The 19,021-nt window shown below is 69.9% G+C and carries 17 protein-coding genes; 7 read left to right on the forward strand and 10 right to left on the reverse strand.

The window, feature by feature from the left end; translation table 11 throughout:
• Window positions 1–35: 35 nt before the first annotated feature.
• Window positions 36–1,478, reverse strand: a complete 1,443-nt coding sequence (betB, locus tag BW949_RS06365) for a betaine-aldehyde dehydrogenase (RefSeq protein ID WP_097176996.1) — start codon at window positions 1,476–1,478, stop codon at window positions 36–38.
• Between the two features lie 8 nt (window positions 1,479–1,486).
• A complete protein-coding gene (betI, locus tag BW949_RS06370) occupies window positions 1,487–2,086 on the reverse strand; it encodes a transcriptional regulator BetI (RefSeq protein ID WP_076364859.1) in 600 nt (199 codons plus the stop codon).
• 84 nt (window positions 2,087–2,170) lie between these two features.
• Between betI and choX the strand changes: the two genes are divergently transcribed.
• The 3 genes from choX (at window position 2,171) to choV (ending at window position 5,208) form a co-directional block, all read left to right on the forward strand.
• A complete protein-coding gene (choX, locus tag BW949_RS06375; protein ID WP_076364195.1) occupies window positions 2,171–3,094 on the forward strand; it encodes a choline ABC transporter substrate-binding protein in 924 nt (307 codons plus the stop codon).
• 165 nt (window positions 3,095–3,259) lie between these two features.
• Window positions 3,260–4,096 carry a choline ABC transporter permease subunit gene (choW, locus tag BW949_RS06380; protein WP_076364861.1) on the forward strand — a complete coding sequence of 279 codons (837 nt, stop codon included), beginning with the start codon at window positions 3,260–3,262 and terminating at the stop codon, window positions 4,094–4,096.
• 32 nt (window positions 4,097–4,128) lie between these two features.
• A complete protein-coding gene (gene choV, locus BW949_RS06385; protein ID WP_076364863.1) occupies window positions 4,129–5,208 on the forward strand; it encodes a choline ABC transporter ATP-binding protein in 1,080 nt (359 codons plus the stop codon).
• Window positions 5,209–5,275: 67 nt separating this feature from the next.
• On the opposite strand, the gene BW949_RS06390 is transcribed toward choV, so the two are convergent.
• The 6 genes from BW949_RS06390 to BW949_RS06415 all read right to left on the reverse strand — a co-directional run bounded on the left by BW949_RS06390 (window position 5,276) and on the right by BW949_RS06415 (window position 10,925).
• Window positions 5,276–6,196, reverse strand: a complete 921-nt coding sequence (locus BW949_RS06390) for a DMT family transporter (protein WP_235816219.1) — start codon at window positions 6,194–6,196, stop codon at window positions 5,276–5,278.
• Window positions 6,197–6,324: 128 nt separating this feature from the next.
• The gene (locus tag BW949_RS06395) at window positions 6,325–6,588 is read right to left on the reverse strand and encodes a hypothetical protein (protein ID WP_076364197.1); all 264 of its coding nucleotides are present in this window, start codon (window positions 6,586–6,588) and stop codon (window positions 6,325–6,327) included.
• Between the two features lie 152 nt (window positions 6,589–6,740).
• Window positions 6,741–7,481 (reverse strand): YebC/PmpR family DNA-binding transcriptional regulator, encoded by a 741-nt coding sequence (locus tag BW949_RS06400; protein ID WP_076364199.1) that lies wholly within the window; start codon window positions 7,479–7,481, stop codon window positions 6,741–6,743.
• Between the two features lie 129 nt (window positions 7,482–7,610).
• Complete coding sequence (locus tag BW949_RS06405; protein ID WP_076364201.1) at window positions 7,611–8,003, reverse strand: hypothetical protein; 393 nt, start codon at window positions 8,001–8,003, stop codon at window positions 7,611–7,613.
• A 44-nt stretch (window positions 8,004–8,047) separates the two neighbouring features.
• Window positions 8,048–9,835 carry an SLC13 family permease gene (locus BW949_RS06410; protein WP_076364203.1) on the reverse strand — a complete coding sequence of 596 codons (1,788 nt, stop codon included), beginning with the start codon at window positions 9,833–9,835 and terminating at the stop codon, window positions 8,048–8,050.
• 256 nt (window positions 9,836–10,091) lie between these two features.
• Window positions 10,092–10,925, reverse strand: coding sequence for a TIGR00282 family metallophosphoesterase (locus BW949_RS06415; protein ID WP_076364205.1), 834 nt, complete (start codon window positions 10,923–10,925; stop codon window positions 10,092–10,094).
• 498 nt (window positions 10,926–11,423) lie between these two features.
• Here BW949_RS06415 and BW949_RS06420 point away from each other — a divergent pair, with 498 nt between their 5' ends.
• Window positions 11,424–12,602: an aspartate aminotransferase family protein gene (locus BW949_RS06420; RefSeq protein WP_076364207.1), complete on the forward strand. Its 1,179-nt coding sequence runs from the start codon at window positions 11,424–11,426 to the stop codon at window positions 12,600–12,602.
• Window positions 12,603–12,678: 76 nt separating this feature from the next.
• Window positions 12,679–13,605 (forward strand): ornithine carbamoyltransferase, encoded by a 927-nt coding sequence (argF, locus tag BW949_RS06425; RefSeq protein WP_076364209.1) that lies wholly within the window; start codon window positions 12,679–12,681, stop codon window positions 13,603–13,605.
• A 348-nt stretch (window positions 13,606–13,953) separates the two neighbouring features.
• On the opposite strand, the gene hrpB is transcribed toward argF, so the two are convergent.
• Together hrpB and BW949_RS06435 are read right to left on the reverse strand one after the other, a co-directional pair.
• Window positions 13,954–16,398: an ATP-dependent helicase HrpB gene (gene hrpB, locus BW949_RS06430; RefSeq protein WP_076364211.1), complete on the reverse strand. Its 2,445-nt coding sequence runs from the start codon at window positions 16,396–16,398 to the stop codon at window positions 13,954–13,956.
• Window positions 16,395–17,150, reverse strand: a complete 756-nt coding sequence (locus BW949_RS06435; RefSeq protein ID WP_083947615.1) for a DUF3108 domain-containing protein — start codon at window positions 17,148–17,150, stop codon at window positions 16,395–16,397. The genes hrpB and BW949_RS06435 overlap by 4 nt, the downstream gene beginning before the upstream one ends.
• A gap of 224 nt (window positions 17,151–17,374) precedes the next feature.
• Here BW949_RS06435 and meaB point away from each other — a divergent pair, with 224 nt between their 5' ends.
• Together meaB and rpmB are read left to right on the forward strand one after the other, a co-directional pair.
• Complete coding sequence (gene meaB / locus BW949_RS06440; RefSeq protein ID WP_076364869.1) at window positions 17,375–18,343, forward strand: methylmalonyl Co-A mutase-associated GTPase MeaB; 969 nt, start codon at window positions 17,375–17,377, stop codon at window positions 18,341–18,343.
• Between the two features lie 179 nt (window positions 18,344–18,522).
• A complete protein-coding gene (gene rpmB / locus BW949_RS06445) occupies window positions 18,523–18,810 on the forward strand; it encodes a 50S ribosomal protein L28 (protein WP_076364213.1) in 288 nt (95 codons plus the stop codon).
• The last annotated feature ends 211 nt before the right edge of the window (window positions 18,811–19,021 follow it).

Consider the following 19,021-nt stretch of genomic DNA (forward strand, 5'->3'; position numbering starts at 1 on the left):
GCCGGGGGCAGGGCCCCCGTCGGGGTCCAGGCCGATCAGTAGGGGCTTTCGACCGGCGAAAGGCCCAGATAGACCGACTTGACCTGGCTGTAGAATTCGATCGCGGCGCGCGAATTCTCGCGGCCCAGCCCCGAGGCCTTGACGCCGCCGAAGGGCATTTCCACCGGCGTCAGGTTATAGGCGTTGATCCAGGTGGTGCCGGCCTGCAATTGCGCCACCACCCGGTGGGCGCGCGCCAGATCGCGGGTGAAGACCCCGGCGGCCAGCCCGAACTGGGTGGCATTGGCGCGCGCGATCACCTCGTCTTCGGTGTCGAAGTCGAGCACGGCCATGACCGGGCCGAAGACTTCCTCGCGCGCGAGGGTCATCGTGTCGGTGACCTCGGCAAAGGCGGTGGGCGGCACGAAGCGCCCCTCGCCCATGCCGCCGAAGACCAGGCGCGCGCCCTCGGCCGAGGCCCCGGCGATATAGGCGCGGACCTTGTCGGTCTGGGCCGCCGAGATCAGCGGGCCGAACTGGGTTTCGGGGTCGAGCGGATCGCCCGCGCGGATCGTGGCGGCGCGTTCGGCCAGCCGGGCCAGGAAGGCGTCCTTCAGGCCGCGCTGCACGAAGACGCGGGTGCCGTTCGAGCAGATCTGCCCCGAGGAATAGAAATTCCCCAGCATGGCCGCGCCCACCGCATCCTCGAGCGTGGCATCGTCAAAGACGATCAGCGGCGACTTGCCGCCCAGCTCCATGGTGACATGGCGCATGCCCTCGGCGGCAGCGGTATAGACGCGCCGGCCCGTGGGCACCGAGCCGGTCAGCGAGACCTTGTCCACGCGCGGATCGGTGACCAGCGCCGCCCCCACCGCGCCGCGCCCCTGCACGACGTTGAAGACGCCGGGCGGCATGCCGGCCTCGAGGAAGATCTCGGCCAGGCGCAGCGCGCCCAGCGGCGTCAGCTCCGAGGGCTTGAACACCATCGCATTGCCCATCGCCAGCGCGGGCGCGGCCTTCCAGCAGGCGATCTGGCTGGGGTAATTCCACGCCCCGATGCCGACGCAGACCCCCAGGGGCTCGCGCCGGGTATAGGCCATGTCGGCGCCCAGCGGGATGGTCTCGCCGGTCACGGTGGGGGCAAGGCCTGCGAAATATTCCAGCGAATCCGCCCCCGAGGGCCAGTCCGCCTCCCGCGTTTCCTGGATCGGCTTGCCGGTGTCGAGGGTTTCGAGACGGGCCAGTTCTTCGCCGCGGTCGCGGATGATCCGGGCCGCGTGCGCCAGGATGCGCCCGCGGTCCACGGGCCGCAGCGCCGCCCATTCCGGCTGGGCCTCGCGCGCGGCGGTCAGGGCTGCGTCGATGACCTGGGGCGTGGCCTCGTGCAGCTGGGCAATCGGGGCGCCGGTATGGGGATATTCCACGCGCAACGGCGTGCCCGAGGTATCTTCCAGGGGGCGGCCGGCCACGAAATGGCTGGCTTGCGGCTGGGCGATCAGGTCTTGGGTCATGGGGCGCACTCCAGTTCTCGGTCGAGGTGGTGCAGGACGATCCCTGCGGCCTGCACGGCATCGGGTTCGCCGCTCAGCGCGGCGCGGATGTAGACGCCGTCGATCAGCGCGCCCAACCCGCTGGCGATCTCGGCGGCGCGGTCGCCGACGAGGGGGCGCAGATCATGCATCAGGTTCGACTGCAGGCGGCGTTGATAGACGGTCAGCAGGCGGCGGGCCTCGGGGTTGGTCCGGGCCAGCACGTAGAAATTGAGCCAGGCGCTGATGGCCTCGCGGCGGAAACTGCCCGGCGCGAAAGACCCGCGGATGATCGCGCGCAGCCGCGCCTGGTGCACGCAGCCCTCGACCGCCGCCGCGGCCGCGGCCGTCAGCGCGCCGCGCACCTCGGCGCCGTAAAGCGACAGGATCTCGCGCATCGCGGCCAGGAAGATCCGCTCCTTGGAGCCGAAGTAATGATGCGCCAGCGCCGAGGACATGCCGGCGCGGCGCGCGATCTGCGCGACCGTCACATCAAGCGAGCCCGCATCCCCGACCGTTTCTATGGCCGCTTTCACCAATGCTGCCCTTCGGATAGGCTCGGCACCAAGCTTTGGCATCTTCGTATCCATTTCCTGCTTGCATGTCGGAGCTACACGCATGTTTATTGACTCGTCAATCAACAAAAACGTAGGGAGACCCCGATGACCCCCAGAACCCCCCTCCTGGCCGCGGCCCTGACCCTGACCGCGCTGCCCGCCCTGGCCGATTGCGACACGGTCGTCTTCTCGGACGTGGGCTGGACCGACATCACCGCGACCACCGCGGCGACCTCGGTCGTGCTCGATGCGCTGGGCTATGAGACGGACGTGAAGCTGCTGTCGGTGCCGGTCACCTATTCGGCGCTGTCGACCGGCGACGTCGATGTCTTCCTGGGCAACTGGATGCCGACCATGGAAGCCGATATCGCCCCCTACCGCGAGGGTGGCAGCGTCGAGACGGTGCGCGTCAACCTGGTCGGCGCGAAATACACGCTGGCCACCAATGCCGCCGGCGCGGCGCTGGGCATCGCCGATTTCGCCGATATCGCGGCGCATGCCGATGCGCTGGATGGCAAGATCTATGGCATCGAACCGGGCAACGACGGCAACCGCCTGATCCTGGACATGATCGAGCGTGACGCCTTCGGTCTGGCGGATTTCGAGGTGGTGGAAAGCTCGGAACAGGGGATGCTGGCGCAGGTCGAACGGGCCAGCGACGACAACGAACCGGTGATCTTCCTGGGCTGGGAACCCCACCCGATGAACGCCAATTTCGACGTAACCTATCTGGCCGGCGGCGACGAGTTCTTCGGCCCGAACTTCGGCGGGGCCGAGGTCGCCACCAATGTGCGCGCCGGCTATGTGGCCGAATGCCCCAACACCGGAAAACTGCTCGAAAATCTCGAATTCTCGCTCAAGATGGAAAACGAGATCATGGGCGCGATCCTCGATGACGGCGAAGAGCCCAAGGCCGCGGCCAAGGCCTGGCTGGCCGCCAATCCCGATGTCCTGGGCCCCTGGCTCGAGGGCGTGACCACCAAGGACGGCGGCGATGCGATGGCCGCCGTGACCGCCGCGCTCGACTGAGCCGACGCCGGGCATTGCGGGCGCCTGAGCGGGTCCGCGGTGCCGCATGTCGGGGTGCGCGTGCGCAGATGACGCGCGCGCGCCCCGGTATCCGACATGACATCCGGGCAGGGGCCGGGGCTGCGCGCTCTGGCGCCCCGTCCGGCAAGACCCGAAAGGCCCATGATGGATCTGAGTGACATCCCGAAAATTCCCGTCGGCAAGACCGCCAAGGCGGCGTTCAAATGGACCAAGACCCATGCGGACGGGTTTTTCGACAGCCTCTCGGATCTGATGCAGGCGCTGATCGACGGGTTCATGTGGGTGCTGCAAAGCCCGCCGCCGCTGGTCGTCGTGGGGCTGTTCGTGGTGCTGACCTATCTGCTCCAGCGCAGCTGGAAGACCGCGGGTCTGGTGCTGCTGGGGTTTCTCTACATCCTCAACCAGGGCTATTGGAAAGCCACCACCGAAAGCCTGACGCTGGTGCTGTCGGCTTGCGTGGTGTGCATGGCCGTGGGCGTGCCGATCGGCATTGCCGCGGCGCACCGGCCGCGCCTGTTCTCGGCGATGCGGCCCATTCTGGACCTGATGCAGACGCTGCCCACCTTCGTCTATCTGATCCCGGCGATCGTGTTCTTCGGCATCGGCATGGTGCCGGGGCTGATCGCCACCGTCATCTTCGTGCTGCCCGCGCCGATCCGGCTGACGCATCTGGGCATCAGCTCCACGCCCAAGGCCCTGAGCGAGGCCGCCACCGCCTTTGGCGCCACGCCGCGCCAGCTTTTGTGGAAGGTCGAGCTGCCCTATGCCATGCCGCAGATCATGGCCGGGCTGAACCAGACGATCATGCTGTCGCTGTCGATGGTGGTGATCGCGGCGCTGGTGGGTGCCAGCGGGCTGGGTGTGCCGGTGGTGCGCGCGCTCAACTCGGTCAATACCGCGCTGGGCTTCGAAGCCGGGATGGTCATCGTGGTGGTGGCCATCATCCTTGACCGGATGCTGCGCATGGAGGGACGCAAGTGACGCAGGTGACCCAGATGCCCGCCGCCCCCCAGATGGCCGCCGCCCCCACCCCCGCAACCCGTGCCGAACCGCCGGTGGCCGTGTCCTTCGACAAGGTGTCGATCGTCTTTGGCGATCACCCCGACCGCGCCCTGCCGCTGATGGACCAGGGCCTGTCGCGCCCCGAGATCCAGGAACGCACCGGCCAGGTGCTGGGGGTGCATGATTGCTCGCTCGAGGTGCGCGAGGGCGAGATCGTCGTGCTGATGGGCCTGTCGGGCTCGGGCAAATCCACGCTGCTGCGCGGGGTCAACGGGCTCAACCCGGTGTGCCGCGGCGCGGTGCGGGTGTCCGACGGCACCGGGCTTGTCGATGTCACCCATGCCTCGGGCGAGGTGCTGCGCAGCCTGCGCCGCCGCCGCGTGGCGATGGTGTTCCAGCAATTCGGCCTGCTGCCCTGGCGCAGCGTGCGCGAGAATGTGGGCCTGGGCCTCGAGCTGGACGGCATCCCGCGCGCCGCCCGCCGCGAGAAGGTCGAGGCCCAGCTGGCGCTGGTGGGCCTGTCGGATTGGGCCGACCGCAAGGTGGGCGAATTGTCGGGCGGCATGCAGCAGCGCGTGGGCCTGGCGCGTGCCTTCGCCACCGAGGCGCCGATCCTCCTGATGGACGAACCCTTCTCGGCGCTCGACCCGCTGATCCGGGCCAAGCTTCAGGATGAATTGCTCGAATTGCAGGAGAAGCTGCGCCGCACGATCATCTTCGTCAGCCACGATCTGGACGAGGCCTTCAAGCTGGGCAACCGCATCGCGCTGATGGAGGGCGGGCGCATCGTCCAGGTGGGCGACGCGCGCCGGATCATTGCCCAGCCGGTCAACGAATACGTGGCCGATTTCGTGGCGCATATGAACCCGCTTCTGGTTCTGACGGCGGCCGATGTCGCCCAGCCCGATCTGGTGCCGTCGCCGGATCTGGGGATGCCGCCCGAGGTGCCGGCGGACACGCCCGTGCGCGAGGTGATGCAGATGCTGGCCACCCATCCCGTCATCGCGGTGGCGGGGCACGGTCATGTCACCCGCGAGGGGGTCATCGCCCGGCTGATCGACCCGCAGGGCGGCGAGAGCGTCTCGGGCTGAGCGCGCCGGGATAGGCGGCGCCCCCGCGTATCGAGGCCGCGCATCGGGGCCGGGGATCGGGGCTGTGTCAGGCGGTGGGGGCCGTGGTGCGGGCGCGGCGGCGCGAGATCTGCTCGCGCCAGGCCAGCCCCGAGATCGCGGCGATGATGAGCGCGCCCCCGGCGATCACCCAGGGGTCCACCGGCTCGCCGAAGACGGCCATGCCCAGGATCGCCGCCCACAGCAGTTGCAGGAAGACGACCGGCTGCGTCACCGCAAGGGGCGCCGCCGTGAACGCCCGCGTCATGCAGTAATGCCCCGCCGTGGCAAAGAGCGCGACGCCCCCCAGCCACAGCACCTGCACCAGGCTGACCGGGGTCCAGACCGCCAGCGCGAAGGGCGCCAGGAACAGCGTGACCGTGACCGACATCATCGCCACCACCACGCTTGCGGGGGCGAATTGCGACAGACGCTTGGCGGTCAGATAGCCCAGCCCGAAGAACAGCGCCGCGGCCAGCTGCGCCCAATGCCCGGCGGCGATCTCGCGCAGGCCGGGGCGCAGGATCACCAGCGCGCCGATCAGCGCCACCACGCCGGCCAGCGCGCGCCCCGCCGTCAGCCGCTCGCCGAAGAACAGCGCCGCGCCCAGCGTGACCACGATCGGGTTCAGGTAGCCGATCGCCGTGACCTCGGCCATCGGGATATGCGCCATGGCAAAGAACCACAGCCCCACGCCGATGGTGTGAAACACCCCGCGCAGCCCGAACAGCCCCCATTCCCGGCCCGAATAGCGGGTCTGGCGCAAGACGCGCGTCAGCATCGGGATCAGGAAGACAAAGCCCCAGGCAAAGCGGATGAAGGCGCCCTGCACCGCCGGAAGCTCGGTTCCCAGGTAATGCACGATGCCGTTGACGGCCACGAAGCACAGCGTGGTGGCCAGCATCCACAAGATGCCGGCCAGCGGCGACTGGACGGATTGTGCGGGGGTGGCGGCGGGGGCGGTGGTCATGCCGACAGATGTGCGCAAGCCTGGCCCCGAGGCAAGCGGAGGATTGTGCCGACACAAACATCTTTTCGCGCGCGGTCCGGCCTGCGCGCGCGCCCGCTGGCGGCCTGCGGCGGGGGCAGATGGAAGGGTCAGTCGTCGGTGTCGAGACCGCCGGGAAGGTTGAGCCGATAGACCCCTTCGGGCAGATCCAGCGCCGCGGCCAGCTCGTGCAGCTGCCGCATCGACAAGGTGATGGTCTGCACCTCGTCGGTCACGGGATGGGCCTGTTCAAGGGTGACCGCCTCGGCAAAGGCGGTGATGGTCACATCCGGGGTCAGCGCCTCGGGCGAGGGGGCGCCCTCGTCGACCAGGGTGATGACGGTGGAGTCGAAATCGTGCTCGATGGTGAACATGGGCACAGCTTATCGCCGCGCCGCGCGATTGCCCAGAGCCCGCGCGCGCGGGCCGATCACAGCGCCTCGAGCGGAGCGGGCCGCGCCCGCATGCAAAGGCCCCCGGCCGATGCGACCGGGGGCCTGACGGGATGCCGGGATCGAGGCGCGCCTCAGAGCTGGGCGGCCACGTCCTCGGGGACGTCGAAGTTATGCGTCACCGTCTGCACGTCGTCGTCGTCTTCCAGCGCGTCGATCAGCTTCATCAGCTTCTGCGCGGTTTCCAGATCGACCTCGGTGCGGGTCTGGGGCTTCCAGATCAGCTTGGATTCCGTCGATTCGCCCAGCGCCGCCTCGAGCGCCTCGGAGACCTCGCTGAGATTCTCGACCTGGCAATAGATGGCGTGGCCGTCCTCGTCGCTTTCCACGTCATCGGCACCGGCCTCGAGCGCGGCCATCATCACCGTGTCGGCATCGGCGGCCTCGGCGGGATAGGTGATCTCGCCCACGCGGTCGAAGCCGTGGCTGACCGACCCGGTCTGGCCCAGGTTGCCGCCCGATTTGGTGAAGTAGCTGCGCACGTTCGAGGCGGTGCGGTTGATGTTGTCGGTCATCGCCTCGACGATGATCGCAATGCCGTTGGGGCCGTAGCCCTCATAGCGGATCTCGGTGTAGTCGGCCGCATCGCCGCCCTGGGATTTCTTGATCGCGCGGTCGATCACGTCCTTGGGCATCGACTGGGCCTTGGCGGCCTTGACCGCAAGACGCAGGCGCGGGTTCTTCTCGGGATCGGGGTCGCCCATCTTGGCGGCCACGGTGATCTCCTTGGCGAGCTTCGAGAACAGTTTCGACCGGGCGGCATCCTGCTTGCCCTTGCGGTGCTGGATGTTGGCCCATTTGGAATGGCCGGCCATGCGCCTTCTCCTTGGTTTGCTCGTGGCGGGGGTCGTCGCGTGAGGCTTGTCGCGGTTCGGGCGCTTCCATAGCCCAGCCCCCCGCGGTCCTGCAAGCGCGCGTGTTGCCGCCCGCGGGGGCGTCGGGGCTCAGTCGTCCTTGTCGGGCCGGGTCGGATAGGGGGTGCGGTAGCTGCGGGTGAAGCCGCGCGCATCGGTCAGGCGGATGCGGGCATAGGGCTGAGCCATGTCCTTGAAGACGGGTTCGAGGTAGCTCGGTTTGTTGAAATCCACCTGCCAGCTCAGCTCCGACGGGCAATCCGCGAACCGCCCCGAGAGGCGTTGCCCGCGTTCGAGCGGGGCGAAATCCGCCCGGCAGGTCTGGCCCGTGCTCAGCCGCACCGTCAGGCTGTGGCGCGTCAGGCGCAGGCTGTCCACCGGCGGCTGGCCCCACAGGCCCTGAAGCGGGCCGGGGGTGCAGCCCGCCGTCAGCAGGCCCGATGTCAGAACGCCCGTTGTCAGGACGAATGTCGCAAGGCGCATGACGCCCCCCCTTCGTGTCTTTCGGTCTCTTGTCCGGTCGCGCGTCAGCCCGCGGTCAGCGGCCAGATCATCGGGATGATGAAGGCCGCCGAACAGGCCAGCACGATATTGAGCGGAATGCCCACCCGCATGTAGTCGGAAAACTTGTAGCCGCCGGGGCCATAGACCAGCATGTTCGTCTGATAGCCGATCGGCGTGGCAAAGGAGGCCGAGGCCGCGAACATCACCGCCACCACGAAGGGCCGCGGATCATAGCCCAGCGACGTGGCCAGCTCGATGGCGATGGGCGTCAGGATGACGGCGACGGCGTTGTTCGACACCGCCTCGGTCAGCGCCGAGCCCAGCGCATAGATGGCCAGGATCGCCAGCGGGGCGGGAATGTCGGTCAGGAAGGGCGACACCCAGCCCACGATCATCGACACCGCCCCCGACCGGTCGAGCGCCGCGCCCACGACCAGCATGGCGAAGATCAGCGCCAGAAGCCGCCCCTCGAGGAACGAGAAGGCCTCGTCGGCGTCGATGCAGCGCGCCAGCAGGATCACCGCCACCGCCAGCGTGGCCAGCAGCAGGATCGGCGCCACGTTCAGCGCGGCCAGCCCCACCACGCCCAGAAGCGCGCCCACCGCGATCGGCGCCGAGGCGCGGCGGAAGGGGCGGACGCGGGGCTTCGAGACATCGACCAGATCCATGTCCGAGGCCAGCCGCGCGATATCCTCGGGCGCGCCTTCCAGAAGCAGCGTGTCGCCCACCACCACGACCAGATCATCCAGCTTGCGGCCGATGTTCTGGTTGCGCCGGTGCGCGGCCAGCACATAGACGCCATAGCGGCGGCGCAGGCGCAATTCGCCCAAGGAACGGCCGACCATGCGGCAGCCGGGCGAGATCAGCACCTCGACCGTTTCGGTCTGCACCGAGGACAGCTTGTCGACCATGCGCAGGTCGGGGTTGTGCTGCATGCCCAGCAGCTCGGCCATGTCCGAGCGCAGCACCACCCGGTCGCCGGCGGCCAGCACCGCCGAGGCCAGGTCGCGCCGCAGCGACGCATCCCCGCGCAGCACGTCGATGACGCGCACGCCCTCGCGGTTGAACAGATCGACGTCGAGCACCGGCTGTCCGATCAGGCTCGACCCTTCGGGAAGGGCGACCTCGGTGAAGAACTTGAGCCGCCGCCGGTCGCCCAGAAGCGCGCCCATCGAGGTGCGCTCGGGCAGGAGGCGGCGCCCGATCAGCGCCATGTAGAGCCCGCCGATCGCCACCTGCGCCAGCCCCAGCCCCGAGATCTCGAACAGCGAGAAGGGCTCGAGGCCGCGGGCCCGCGCCACCCCGTCCACCAGCAGGTTGGTCGAGGTGCCGATCAGCGTGATCGTGCCGCCCATGATCGCCGCATAGGAAAGCGGCATCAGCAGCTTGGAGGCGGGAATGCCCAGCCGGCGCGCGATCGTCATCATCACCGGGATCATCATCACGACGACGGGGGTGTTGTTGAGAACGGCCGAGGCCGCCGCGATCAGCACGAAGATCGAGATCAGGGTGACGAAGGGGCGGGCGTCGATATGCGCCTCGGCCTGGCGTGTCACCCAGTCCAGCGCGCCGGTCCGCACCAGTCCGCCCATGATCAGGAACATCATGATGATGGTCCAGGGGGCGGGGTTGGCCAGAACCGCCACGGCGTCCTTGTAGGGCACGATCCCCAGTGCCAGCACCACGGCGGCACCGCCGATGGCCACGACTTCCGTCGGGTAGCTCTCGCGCATGAAGGCGGCGAGCATGGCCAGCACGAGGCCCATGACGAAGACGGCTTGTGTTCCCTGAGAAAGGGCGAGGTCGATCATGAAAGAATCCGTTCCCGCATCGGCGCGATATTAGCCTCCGGCCCGGACAGCACAAGCGCGCGGTTGCATGCCGTATCGAATTTGCGCCCTTTGGCGCGCGATCACGAAGGGGCCCGGACGCGCCTTGCGCCGGTGCGCGGCCGGCGCAGGGCGGTTACGCCGGGCCGGTCTGGGGCGCCATCTGGGGCGCCATCTGGGCGCGTCTTGCAGGCCCCCTCTGGCGGGCCCTTCGGATGGCCCCCGCACGGTCGCGGGGTCAGCCCGCGCCGGGGCCTTCATCGGGGCCGGACTGTGCCAGCCGCCCGCCCTGACGGACCATGACCGCGCGGGTCGCGCGGCCGGTGCGGTCGTCGGTCTCGATATAGAGACCCGACAGCGTGACCTCGCCGGTGGCGGGGCTGAAGCGTTCGCGGATCATGCCGGTGATGAAGCGGCGCAGGGGTTCGGCCTTGTCCATGCCGATGACGGAATCGTAATCCCCGCACATGCCGGCATCGCTGAGATAGGCGGTGCCGCCCTTCAGGATCATGGCGTCGCCCGTGGGCACATGGGTATGCGTGCCCACCACCATGCTGGCGCGGCCGTCGCACCAATGGCCCATCGCCATCTTCTCGCTGGTGGCCTCGGCGTGCACGTCGAGAAGTGCTGCCTGCACGGCGCCGCCCAGCGCATGGGTCTTGAGCACCGCATCGACGGCCGAGAACGGGTCGTCGAAGGGGCGTTTCATGAAGACCTGGCCCAGCACCTGCGCGACCAGGATCTTGCGGCCGCGGCCGTCCTGGAAGACGCGGGCGCCGCGGCCGGGGGCTTCGCGGGCGTAATTGAGCGGGCGCAGGATGCGCGGTTCGGTTTCGATGAAGCGCAGCATGTCCTTCTGGTCGAAGGCATGATCGCCCAGCGTGACGCAATCGGCGCCGGCATCGAGCAGCGCGCGGGCATGATCGGGGGTGAGCCCCGCCCCCGACGAGGCGTTCTCGCCGTTGACCACCACGAAATCTAGCCGCCAATCCGCGCGCAGGGTCTTGAGCCTTGCGGTGATCGCGTTCCGGCCGGCCCGGCCCATCACGTCGCCAAGAAAGAGTATCCGCATGATCCGGGCTTAGGACGTGCGGCGGCGCAGGGCAAGGCCCGATCCGGTTGCAGGGGCCGTTCGAGGCGGGGGGAGCGGCGCGCCGCCCCATCGAGGGGCGCCGCGCCGCCCGTCCCCCTGCGGGGGCCGGAGGGGCGATGTGCGACCGTCCGGCCCCGCCGGCCGCCGCCGCGCAGAGCCATGCGTGCGCTTTTCTTCGACAAGGGCCTTTGACAAGAGCCCTAGGCGGGGCTAAGGGAGCCTTCATGTTCGACACCGGCCTTTCCCTTCGCCTGCGCCGCCGACGCCGCGCCTGACGTCCCCGAGACCTTCGGGACGTGTGGTGGCATGGCATGGCATGCCCGGCCCCCCGTTCTGCCCGGAAATGCTGCGCTGCCTGTGCCGACGTGTCACATCCTTCCTGAAAACCCGCATCCCTGGGATGCATTTTCCGCCTCTGGCCGTTGACAGGTTCATCCGACCCGTTCACCCATTGGCTTTCGCAACGGAGTCCAGACGATGATTTCGCCCGTCCTGCCGACCTACAACCGCGCCCCCCTGGCTTTCGAGAAGGGCGAGGGAAGCTGGCTTGTCACCACGGATGGGCGCCGATTCCTGGACATGGGCGCGGGCATCGCCGTCAATGCGCTGGGCCATGCCAACCCCGATCTGGTCGCGGCGCTGACCGCCCAGGCGGGGCAATTGTGGCATGTCTCGAACCTCTACCGCATTCCCGAACAGGAGCGGCTGGCCGCCGCGCTGGTCGAGGCGACCTTTGCCGACACGGTGTTCTTCACCAATTCGGGCACCGAGGCGGCGGAACTGGCCATCAAGATGGCGCGGCGCTACTGGTTCGAGAAGGGCGCCCCCGAGCGCCACGAGATCGTGACCTTCGAGGGCGCCTTCCACGGCCGCTCGACCGGGGCGATCGCGGCGGCGGGCAGCGAGAAGATGGTCAAGGGTTTCGGGCCGCTGATGCCTGGTTTCCGGCAGGTGGCCTGGGGTGATCACGACGGCCTGCATGCGGCCGTGGGCCCGCAGACGGCCGCGATCCTGATCGAGCCGGTGCAGGGCGAGGGCGGCATCCGCGTGGTGCCCGACCAATGCCTGAAGGGCCTGCGCGATCTGTGTGACCGGACCGGCGCGCTTCTCATCTTCGACGAGGTGCAATGCGGGATGGGGCGCACGGGGCGGCTTTTCGCGCATGAATGGGCCGGGGTTGACCCCGACATCATGATGGTGGCCAAGGGCATCGGCGGCGGCTTCCCGCTGGGTGCAGTATTGGCGACCGAGGCCGCGGGCGCCCCGATGAGCGCGGGCACGCATGGCTCGACCTATGGCGGCAACCCGCTGGCCTGCGCCGTGGGTGCCAGGGTCATGGAGATCGTCTCGGACCCGGACTTCCTGGACGAGGTGAGACGCAAGGCAGCATTCGTGCGCCAGCGGCTCGAGGGGCTGGTCGAGGCGCATCCCGACGTCTTCGAGGGGCTCCGCGGCCAGGGGCTGATGCTGGGGCTGCGGACCCGCGTGGCGCCGGGCGATCTGGTCGCGGCGGCCTACGAGGAAGGGCTCTTGTGCGTGCCGGCCTCGGATAATGTCGTGCGCCTGTTGCCGGCGCTGAACATCCCCGATGCGGATCTGTCCGAAGCGGTGGACCGGCTTGACCGGGCCGCCGGCCGGCTGGACGCGAAGGGCTGAGATCCTGCCCCCCGCGTGCCGGGGGGCTCTGCATGAACAGGGGGCGACCTGCGCGCGCCCCGGAAAGACGAGACCAATGCCGCATTTCCTGGATATCCACACCACCGACCCCGACGCTCTGCGGGGGATGATCGAGAACGCGCGTGCGATGAAGGACGCCCGCGCAGGCCTGCCGCGTGGCACCCCCGATGCAGATGCGCCGCTGGCCGGCCGCATGGTCGCGCTGATCTTCGAGAAGCCCTCGACCCGCACCCGCGTCAGCTTTGATGTTGGCGTGCGCCAGATGGGCGGGCAGACGATGGTCCTGTCGGGCTCGGACATGCAGCTCGGGCATGGCGAGACCATCGCTGACACGGCGCGGGTGCTCTCGCGCTATGTCGACCTGATCATGATCCGCACCTTCGAGGAGGAAACCCTCCTCGAGATGGCCGAGCATGCCACCGTGCCGGTCATCAACGGGCTGACGAACCGCACCCACCCGTGCCAGATCATGGCCGACGTGATGACCTATGAGGAGCATCGCGGGCCGATCGCGGGGCGCAAGGTGGTCTGGTCGGGCGACGGCAACAACGTCTGTGCCTCGTTCCTGCATGCGGCGGGGCAGTTCGGGTTCGACTTCACCTTCACCGGGCCGCCCCCGCTCGACCCCGAGCGCGAGTGGCTGGACTTTGCCCGCGCCAAGGGGGTTACGGCCGAGATCGTGCGCGATCCGCACAAGGCGGTCGCGGGGGCCGATCTGGTGGTGACCGATACCTGGGTGTCGATGCATGACCCCGAAAGCGCGCGGGAACGCCGTCACAACCAGCTGCGCCCCTATCAGGTCAACGAGGACCTGATGGCCAACGCCAAGCCCGATGCGCTGTTCATGCATTGCCTGCCCGCGCATCGCAACGACGAGGCGACGAGTGCGGTCATGGACGGTCCGCATTCGGTGATCTTCGACGAGGCCGAGAACCGTCTTCATGCGCAAAAGGCGGTGATGCGCTGGTGCCTCGGCGTCTGATCTGGTGGAGGCGGGGCAGGGGGGCTGTCTGCCCCCCTCTTGGCCTGCGGCCAATTCACCCCCCGAGGATATTTGTGCCAGTTCGAAATAGGGGCCGGGGGGAACGAAACCGCCTGTTAACCAGAATCGCACCAGAGTGAGCTTACGGTACAGGCGGGGACGCCGATGACCGTCCAGGTCGAAGACGCCCGGCTTACCCGCCCCTCTGCGGCCCGAGTCGGGCGTCGTTTCCCCTCTGTCCCTGTATCCCCCTTCCTTGGTGTTTCGCCGCTCTTTCGAGCTGGCCGAAATATCCCGGGGTGAATTGGCCGCAGGCCAAGAGGGGCAGCGCCCCTTCCTGTGGCGGTTTCAGCTTCCGCGCGGCTTGGCGCGCAAGGTCGGGTCGGCCTCGCGCGGGTCTTCGGGCCAGGGGTGCCGGGGATAGCGGCCGCGCATGTCCTTGCGGACTTCGGCATAGCTGCCCGCCCAGAAGCCGGGCAGGTCCATGGTGACCTGGATCGGCTTCGATCCCGGTGACAGCAGCGTCACCCGCAGCGGATGCGCCTTCTGTCCCACGCAAGGGTGGCGCGTCACGCCGAACATTTCCTGAAGGCGGACCTCGATCGCCGGAACCTCGCCCGAATAGTCGATGGGGATCTTGCGCCCCAGCGGGGTCGTGAAATGCGCTGGCACCAGCCGGTCGAGCATCTGCATCTGGTCCCAGGAAACTTGCGCGCGCAGCGCCTCGGTCAGGTCGAGCCCGCGCAGATCGGCCTCGGTGCGCCTGCCCGCAAGCCAAGGCAGGAGCGCCTCGCCCTCCAGAAGTGCGGCGTCGGACAGGTCCGGCATCTCCCCCCCGTCGCCGCGCAGCATCTCGACGCGGGCGCGAAAGCGCGCCGCTGCAGGCGAGAGGTTCAGCCCGATCTGGCGCAGCCCGTCCAGCGCGGCGCGGGCCAGCGCCTCGGGCGGGGCGTCGGGCCAGGGCGCATCGGCCAGCACCAGCGCGCCCAGCCGCTCCTGTCGCCGGCTGAGCACGCGCCGGTCGCGGCGGGACCATTCGCACAGATCGACGGTGCTCAGGCTGTCGGCGAACAGCGCGCGCAGCTCGGCCTCGTCGAGCGCCAGCCCCTGGCGGATGCGGGCCTCGCGCGCGTCACCGTCGAGATCGGTGGCCACGATCAGGGGCGCAGCGCCCAGCGGGTCGCCCTCGGCCGCGATGGCGCCCTTGCCGCCCGAAAGGCGGAACCGCGGCGCTTCGCCGGGGCGGCGCTGGCCGATGCGGTCGGGATAGGCCAGCGCCGCCATGCCCGCGGGCGAGGGCGCCGCCCCGCGCGGCTTGACCAGGCGGGCCAGGCGGCGGGCGTCCTGGCGGATGCGCGCGATCGTGCCGCGATGCGCGGGCCAGGGGTGGGTGCGCGCGAACCGCTCCGGATCCTCGATCGCGGCCAGCCGCAGCATCAGATCGGCGGGTGCGCCGCGCAGCGGGTCGCGCTCGGACAGAAGGGCGGCCAGAGTCGCCGCCCCAGGCCCCGCGCGCACCAGCATGTGCCCCAGCCGCGGATGCAGCGGCAGTTCGGCCAGCTTGCGCCCATGATCGGTGATCCGCCCGTCGCGCAGCGCCCCCAGCGCCGCCAGCAGCGCGCGCGCCTCGGTCAGGGCGGCCTCGGGCGGGGGCGTCAGGAAGGCCAGATCGGCCCCATCCGTCCCCCAGAGCGCCAGTTCCAGCGCCAGCCCCGCCAGATCCTCGACCGCGATGGCCGGGGGCGCGAAGGCCGGCATCGCGCCTTCCTCGCCGCGCGCCCAGAGCCGGTAGCAGACCCCCGGCGCCACGCGGCCGGCCCGGCCCCGGCGTTGCTCGGCCTCGGCGCGGGCGGCGCGTTCGGTCACCAGCCGCGACATTCCCGAGGCCGGGTCGAATCGCGCCCGCCGGGCCCGCCCGCCATCGACGACGATGCGGATGTCCTCGATCGTGAGCGAGGTCTCGGCGATGGCCGTGGCCAGCACCACCTTGCGGCCGGCGCGCGCGGGCGCGATGGCGGCGCGTTGGGCGGCGAACTCCATCGCGCCGAAGAGCGGGCGCACCGCGATTTCGGGTGGCAGATCGGCCAGAAGGGCCGCGGTGCGGCGGATCTCGGCCTCGCCGGGCAGGAAGGCCAGAAGCCCGCCCTCGGGGTGGTCCTCGAGCGCGGCGCGGATCTGCCCGGCCATCGCCTGTTCAAGCCGCACCCCCGGACCCAGCGGCCGCGGCAGCCAGCGGGTCTCGACGGGAAAGGCGCGCCCTTCGGAGCGCACGACGGGCGCGCCGCCCATCAGTTCGGCCACCGGCGCGGCATCGAGCGTGGCCGACATCACCACCAGCCACAGATCCGGGCGCAGCGCCGCGCGCGCCTCGAGCGTCAGCGCCAGCCCCAGATCGGCGGGAAGCGAGCGTTCGTGGAATTCATCGAAGATCACCGCGCCCACGCCCGCCAGCTCGGGGTCGGACTGGAGCATGCGGGTCAGGATGCCCTCGGTCACCACCTCGATGCGGGTGGCGGGGCCGACGCTCGAGGCGCCGCGGATGCGGTAGCCGACGCTCTGGCCGACGCTTTCGCCCAAGGTCTCGGCCATGCGCTCGGCGGCGGTGCGCGCGGCCAGCCGGCGCGGCTCGAGCATCACGATCCGCCCCGCGACCCGGTCGCGCAGCGCCAGCGGCACGCGCGTCGTCTTGCCCGCACCGGGAGGGGCGACCAGCACCGCCTGTCCGGTCCGCGCCAGCGCGTCCAGCAGCTCGGGCAGCGCCGTTTCGATGGGAAGGGCCGCGGGTGCCGTCATTTCCGCCGCGTCAGCCGCCCCGTGCCGTAAAGCGTGTCGAGGCTGATCTCGGCGGCGCGCATCATCCCCGCGGCGGCCGGTTCATAGGTGATGGTGAAGGGAAAGCGGGTCTTTTCGGCCATCTCGCGTTCGGAAAAGCCCGCCACGCGGCGGTATTCGCCGGCGCATTGCACGGCGCCGCCGGCCTGCGGGCGGGGGCTGTCGACGCGCACGCGGCTGGCGCGGCGGCCGTCGAAGACGCGCAGGTCCAGCTGGCAGATCCCCGCGGCTGGCTGGTCGCGCAGCGCCGCGAAGATGGCGGTCATCGGGTCGACCGTGCCCTTTTGCGTGGCGGGGTCCACGTCGCGCGGATTGGGCGCGCGCGGGGGGGCATAGCTGACCACCTCGGGCACGCCGCGGCGATAGCGCAAGGTGGCCTCGGAGCGGCGCTTGCCGGTGTCGGCCTTCTCGACATAGCGCGCGGGCGCATAGCGGTTGCCCGAAAGCCCGCCCGTCGATTGCGCCGAAAACGACACGCGGCGCAGCATCCCCAGAAGGCCCGTGGTGCGCAGCAGGCCCGAGGCCGCATAGCCGCGGCCCTCGACCTTGCCGTTCATCAGCAATTCGCCGGCCTGGATGCCGCGCAGCGACAGCGCAAAGCCGATCTGTTCGGCCGGGGCGGCCGCGGGGGCCAGCGCCAGCCCGCCCAGCACAAGCGGCAGAAGCGTCCGGCGCAGGGCGCGCCACCGATCTTCGAGACGGGGAGAGGTCATCGCAGGCGGTCCTTCTGACGGGGCCGGAGAGGGGCCGGAAACGGGGTCGCGCCCCTTGGGTCTGGACATACACCGCCGCCAGCGGGCAAGAAACCCCAAGCCCGCTCACGAAACCTGACGGAACCGAAACCTTGTCCCAGATCCCTCCCGCGCCCGCCCGCCCGGCCGCCGACGGCCCCGAAGCTTCCGCCCGCCCCGGCCGTGCCGGACCCGATCCGGCCGCCCTGGCCGAAGGTGTCCTGAACGGTGACCGCCGCGCGCTGGCCCGCGCCATCACGCTGGTGGAAAGCGGCCGCGCCGATCACCGGGCGCTGGCGCTCGATCTGCTGGAGCGGCTGGCCCCGGCGCGCCGGCAGGCCCTGCGCATCGGGCTGTCGGGCACGCCCGGCGTGGGCAAGTCCACCTTCATCGAATCCTTCGGGCTGATGCTGATCGGGCTGGGGCTGCGGGTGGCGGTGCTGGCGGTCGATCCGTCCTCGGCGCGTTCGGGGGGCTCGATCCTGGGCGACAAGACCCGGATGGAGCGCCTCTCGCGTGACCGCGCGGCCTTCATCCGGCCCTCGCCCTCGCAGGCGGAGCTGGGCGGGGTGGCGCGCCGCACCCGCGAGGCGATCGCGCTGTGCGAGGGGGCGGGGTTCGACGTGGTGCTGATCGAGACGGTGGGCGTGGGCCAGTCCGAGACGCTGGTGGCCGAGATGACCGACCTGTTCGTGCTGCTGCTGGCGCCGGCGGGGGGCGACGAGTTGCAGGGCGTCAAGCGCGGGATCATGGAGATCGCCGATCTGATCCTGATCAACAAGGCCGATGGCGACCTCAAGCCCGCGGCGCTGCGCACGGTCAATGATTACGCGGGCGCGCTGCGTCTGCTACGGCGCCGGCCGCATGACCCGGACGGCTTTCCCAAGGCGATGCCGGTCTCGGCGCTGGCCGAGGAGGGGCTCCAGAAGGCCTGGGCCGAGATGCAGGCGCTGGCCGAATGGCGCCGCGAGAAGGGCTTTTTCGACAGCCGCCGGGCCGAGCAGGCGCGCCATTGGTTCGAGGCCGAGGTGCGCGCGGGCGTGCTGGCGCGGCTCGCTGCCGACCCGGAGGTGGCCCGGCGGATGCAGGCGCTGGGCGCGAAGGTGGCGGCGGGGGCGGCCGCGCCGGCCCGTGCCGCGGCCGAGGTGCTGGCCGCCTTTGACGCGCGCGGCTGAGGGGCCCGTGTGGGGCAGCACGCGGGCCAGCGTGGAGCCGGAAAACACGGTGAAACGCTTGACGCGCGCGCGCTTTGCCCGTATCTCGCGCGGACGGAATTCAGGGCGCACGCCGACTCGGCGGCCCCAGAGGCAATGAATGACGGGCAGTGCGGCCCGCGGAACCGAAGGATAAAGCCATGTCGCGCGTCTGCGAACTGACCGGCAAGGGCCCGATGACGGGCAACAACGTGAGCCACGCCAACAACAAGACCCGGCGTCGTTTTCTGCCGAACCTCAACGAGGTGACGCTGATTTCGGACGTGCTGGGGCAGTCGTTCAAGCTGCGCATCTCGGCGGCGGCGCTGCGCTCGGTCGACCACCGCGGCGGTCTGGACGCCTTCCTGGCGAAAGCCAAGGATGCCGATCTGTCCGACACCGCGCTCAAGATCAAGAAGGCGATCGTCAAGGCGCAAGCCGCGGCCTGATCCGCCCCTTTGACAGTTTTCGTCAGAAGGCCGGTCCCATCGGGGCCGGCCTTTTGCTTGTGCGCCGCGGGCCGTCGAGGGGCTTGCCGTCGAGGGGCTTGCATTTGAATGGGCCTGCCGGCCCCGTATCCACAAGCGGCGCACGCGGGCCGCAGCATGTGAAAAGGCCCCGCCGGTGGGGCGGGGCCTTCATGTCTGTTCTGGATGCCAG

Source organism: Phaeovulum vinaykumarii, from assembly GCF_900156695.1.
Classification (GTDB): Bacteria; Pseudomonadota; Alphaproteobacteria; order Rhodobacterales; family Rhodobacteraceae; genus Bieblia_A; species Bieblia_A vinaykumarii.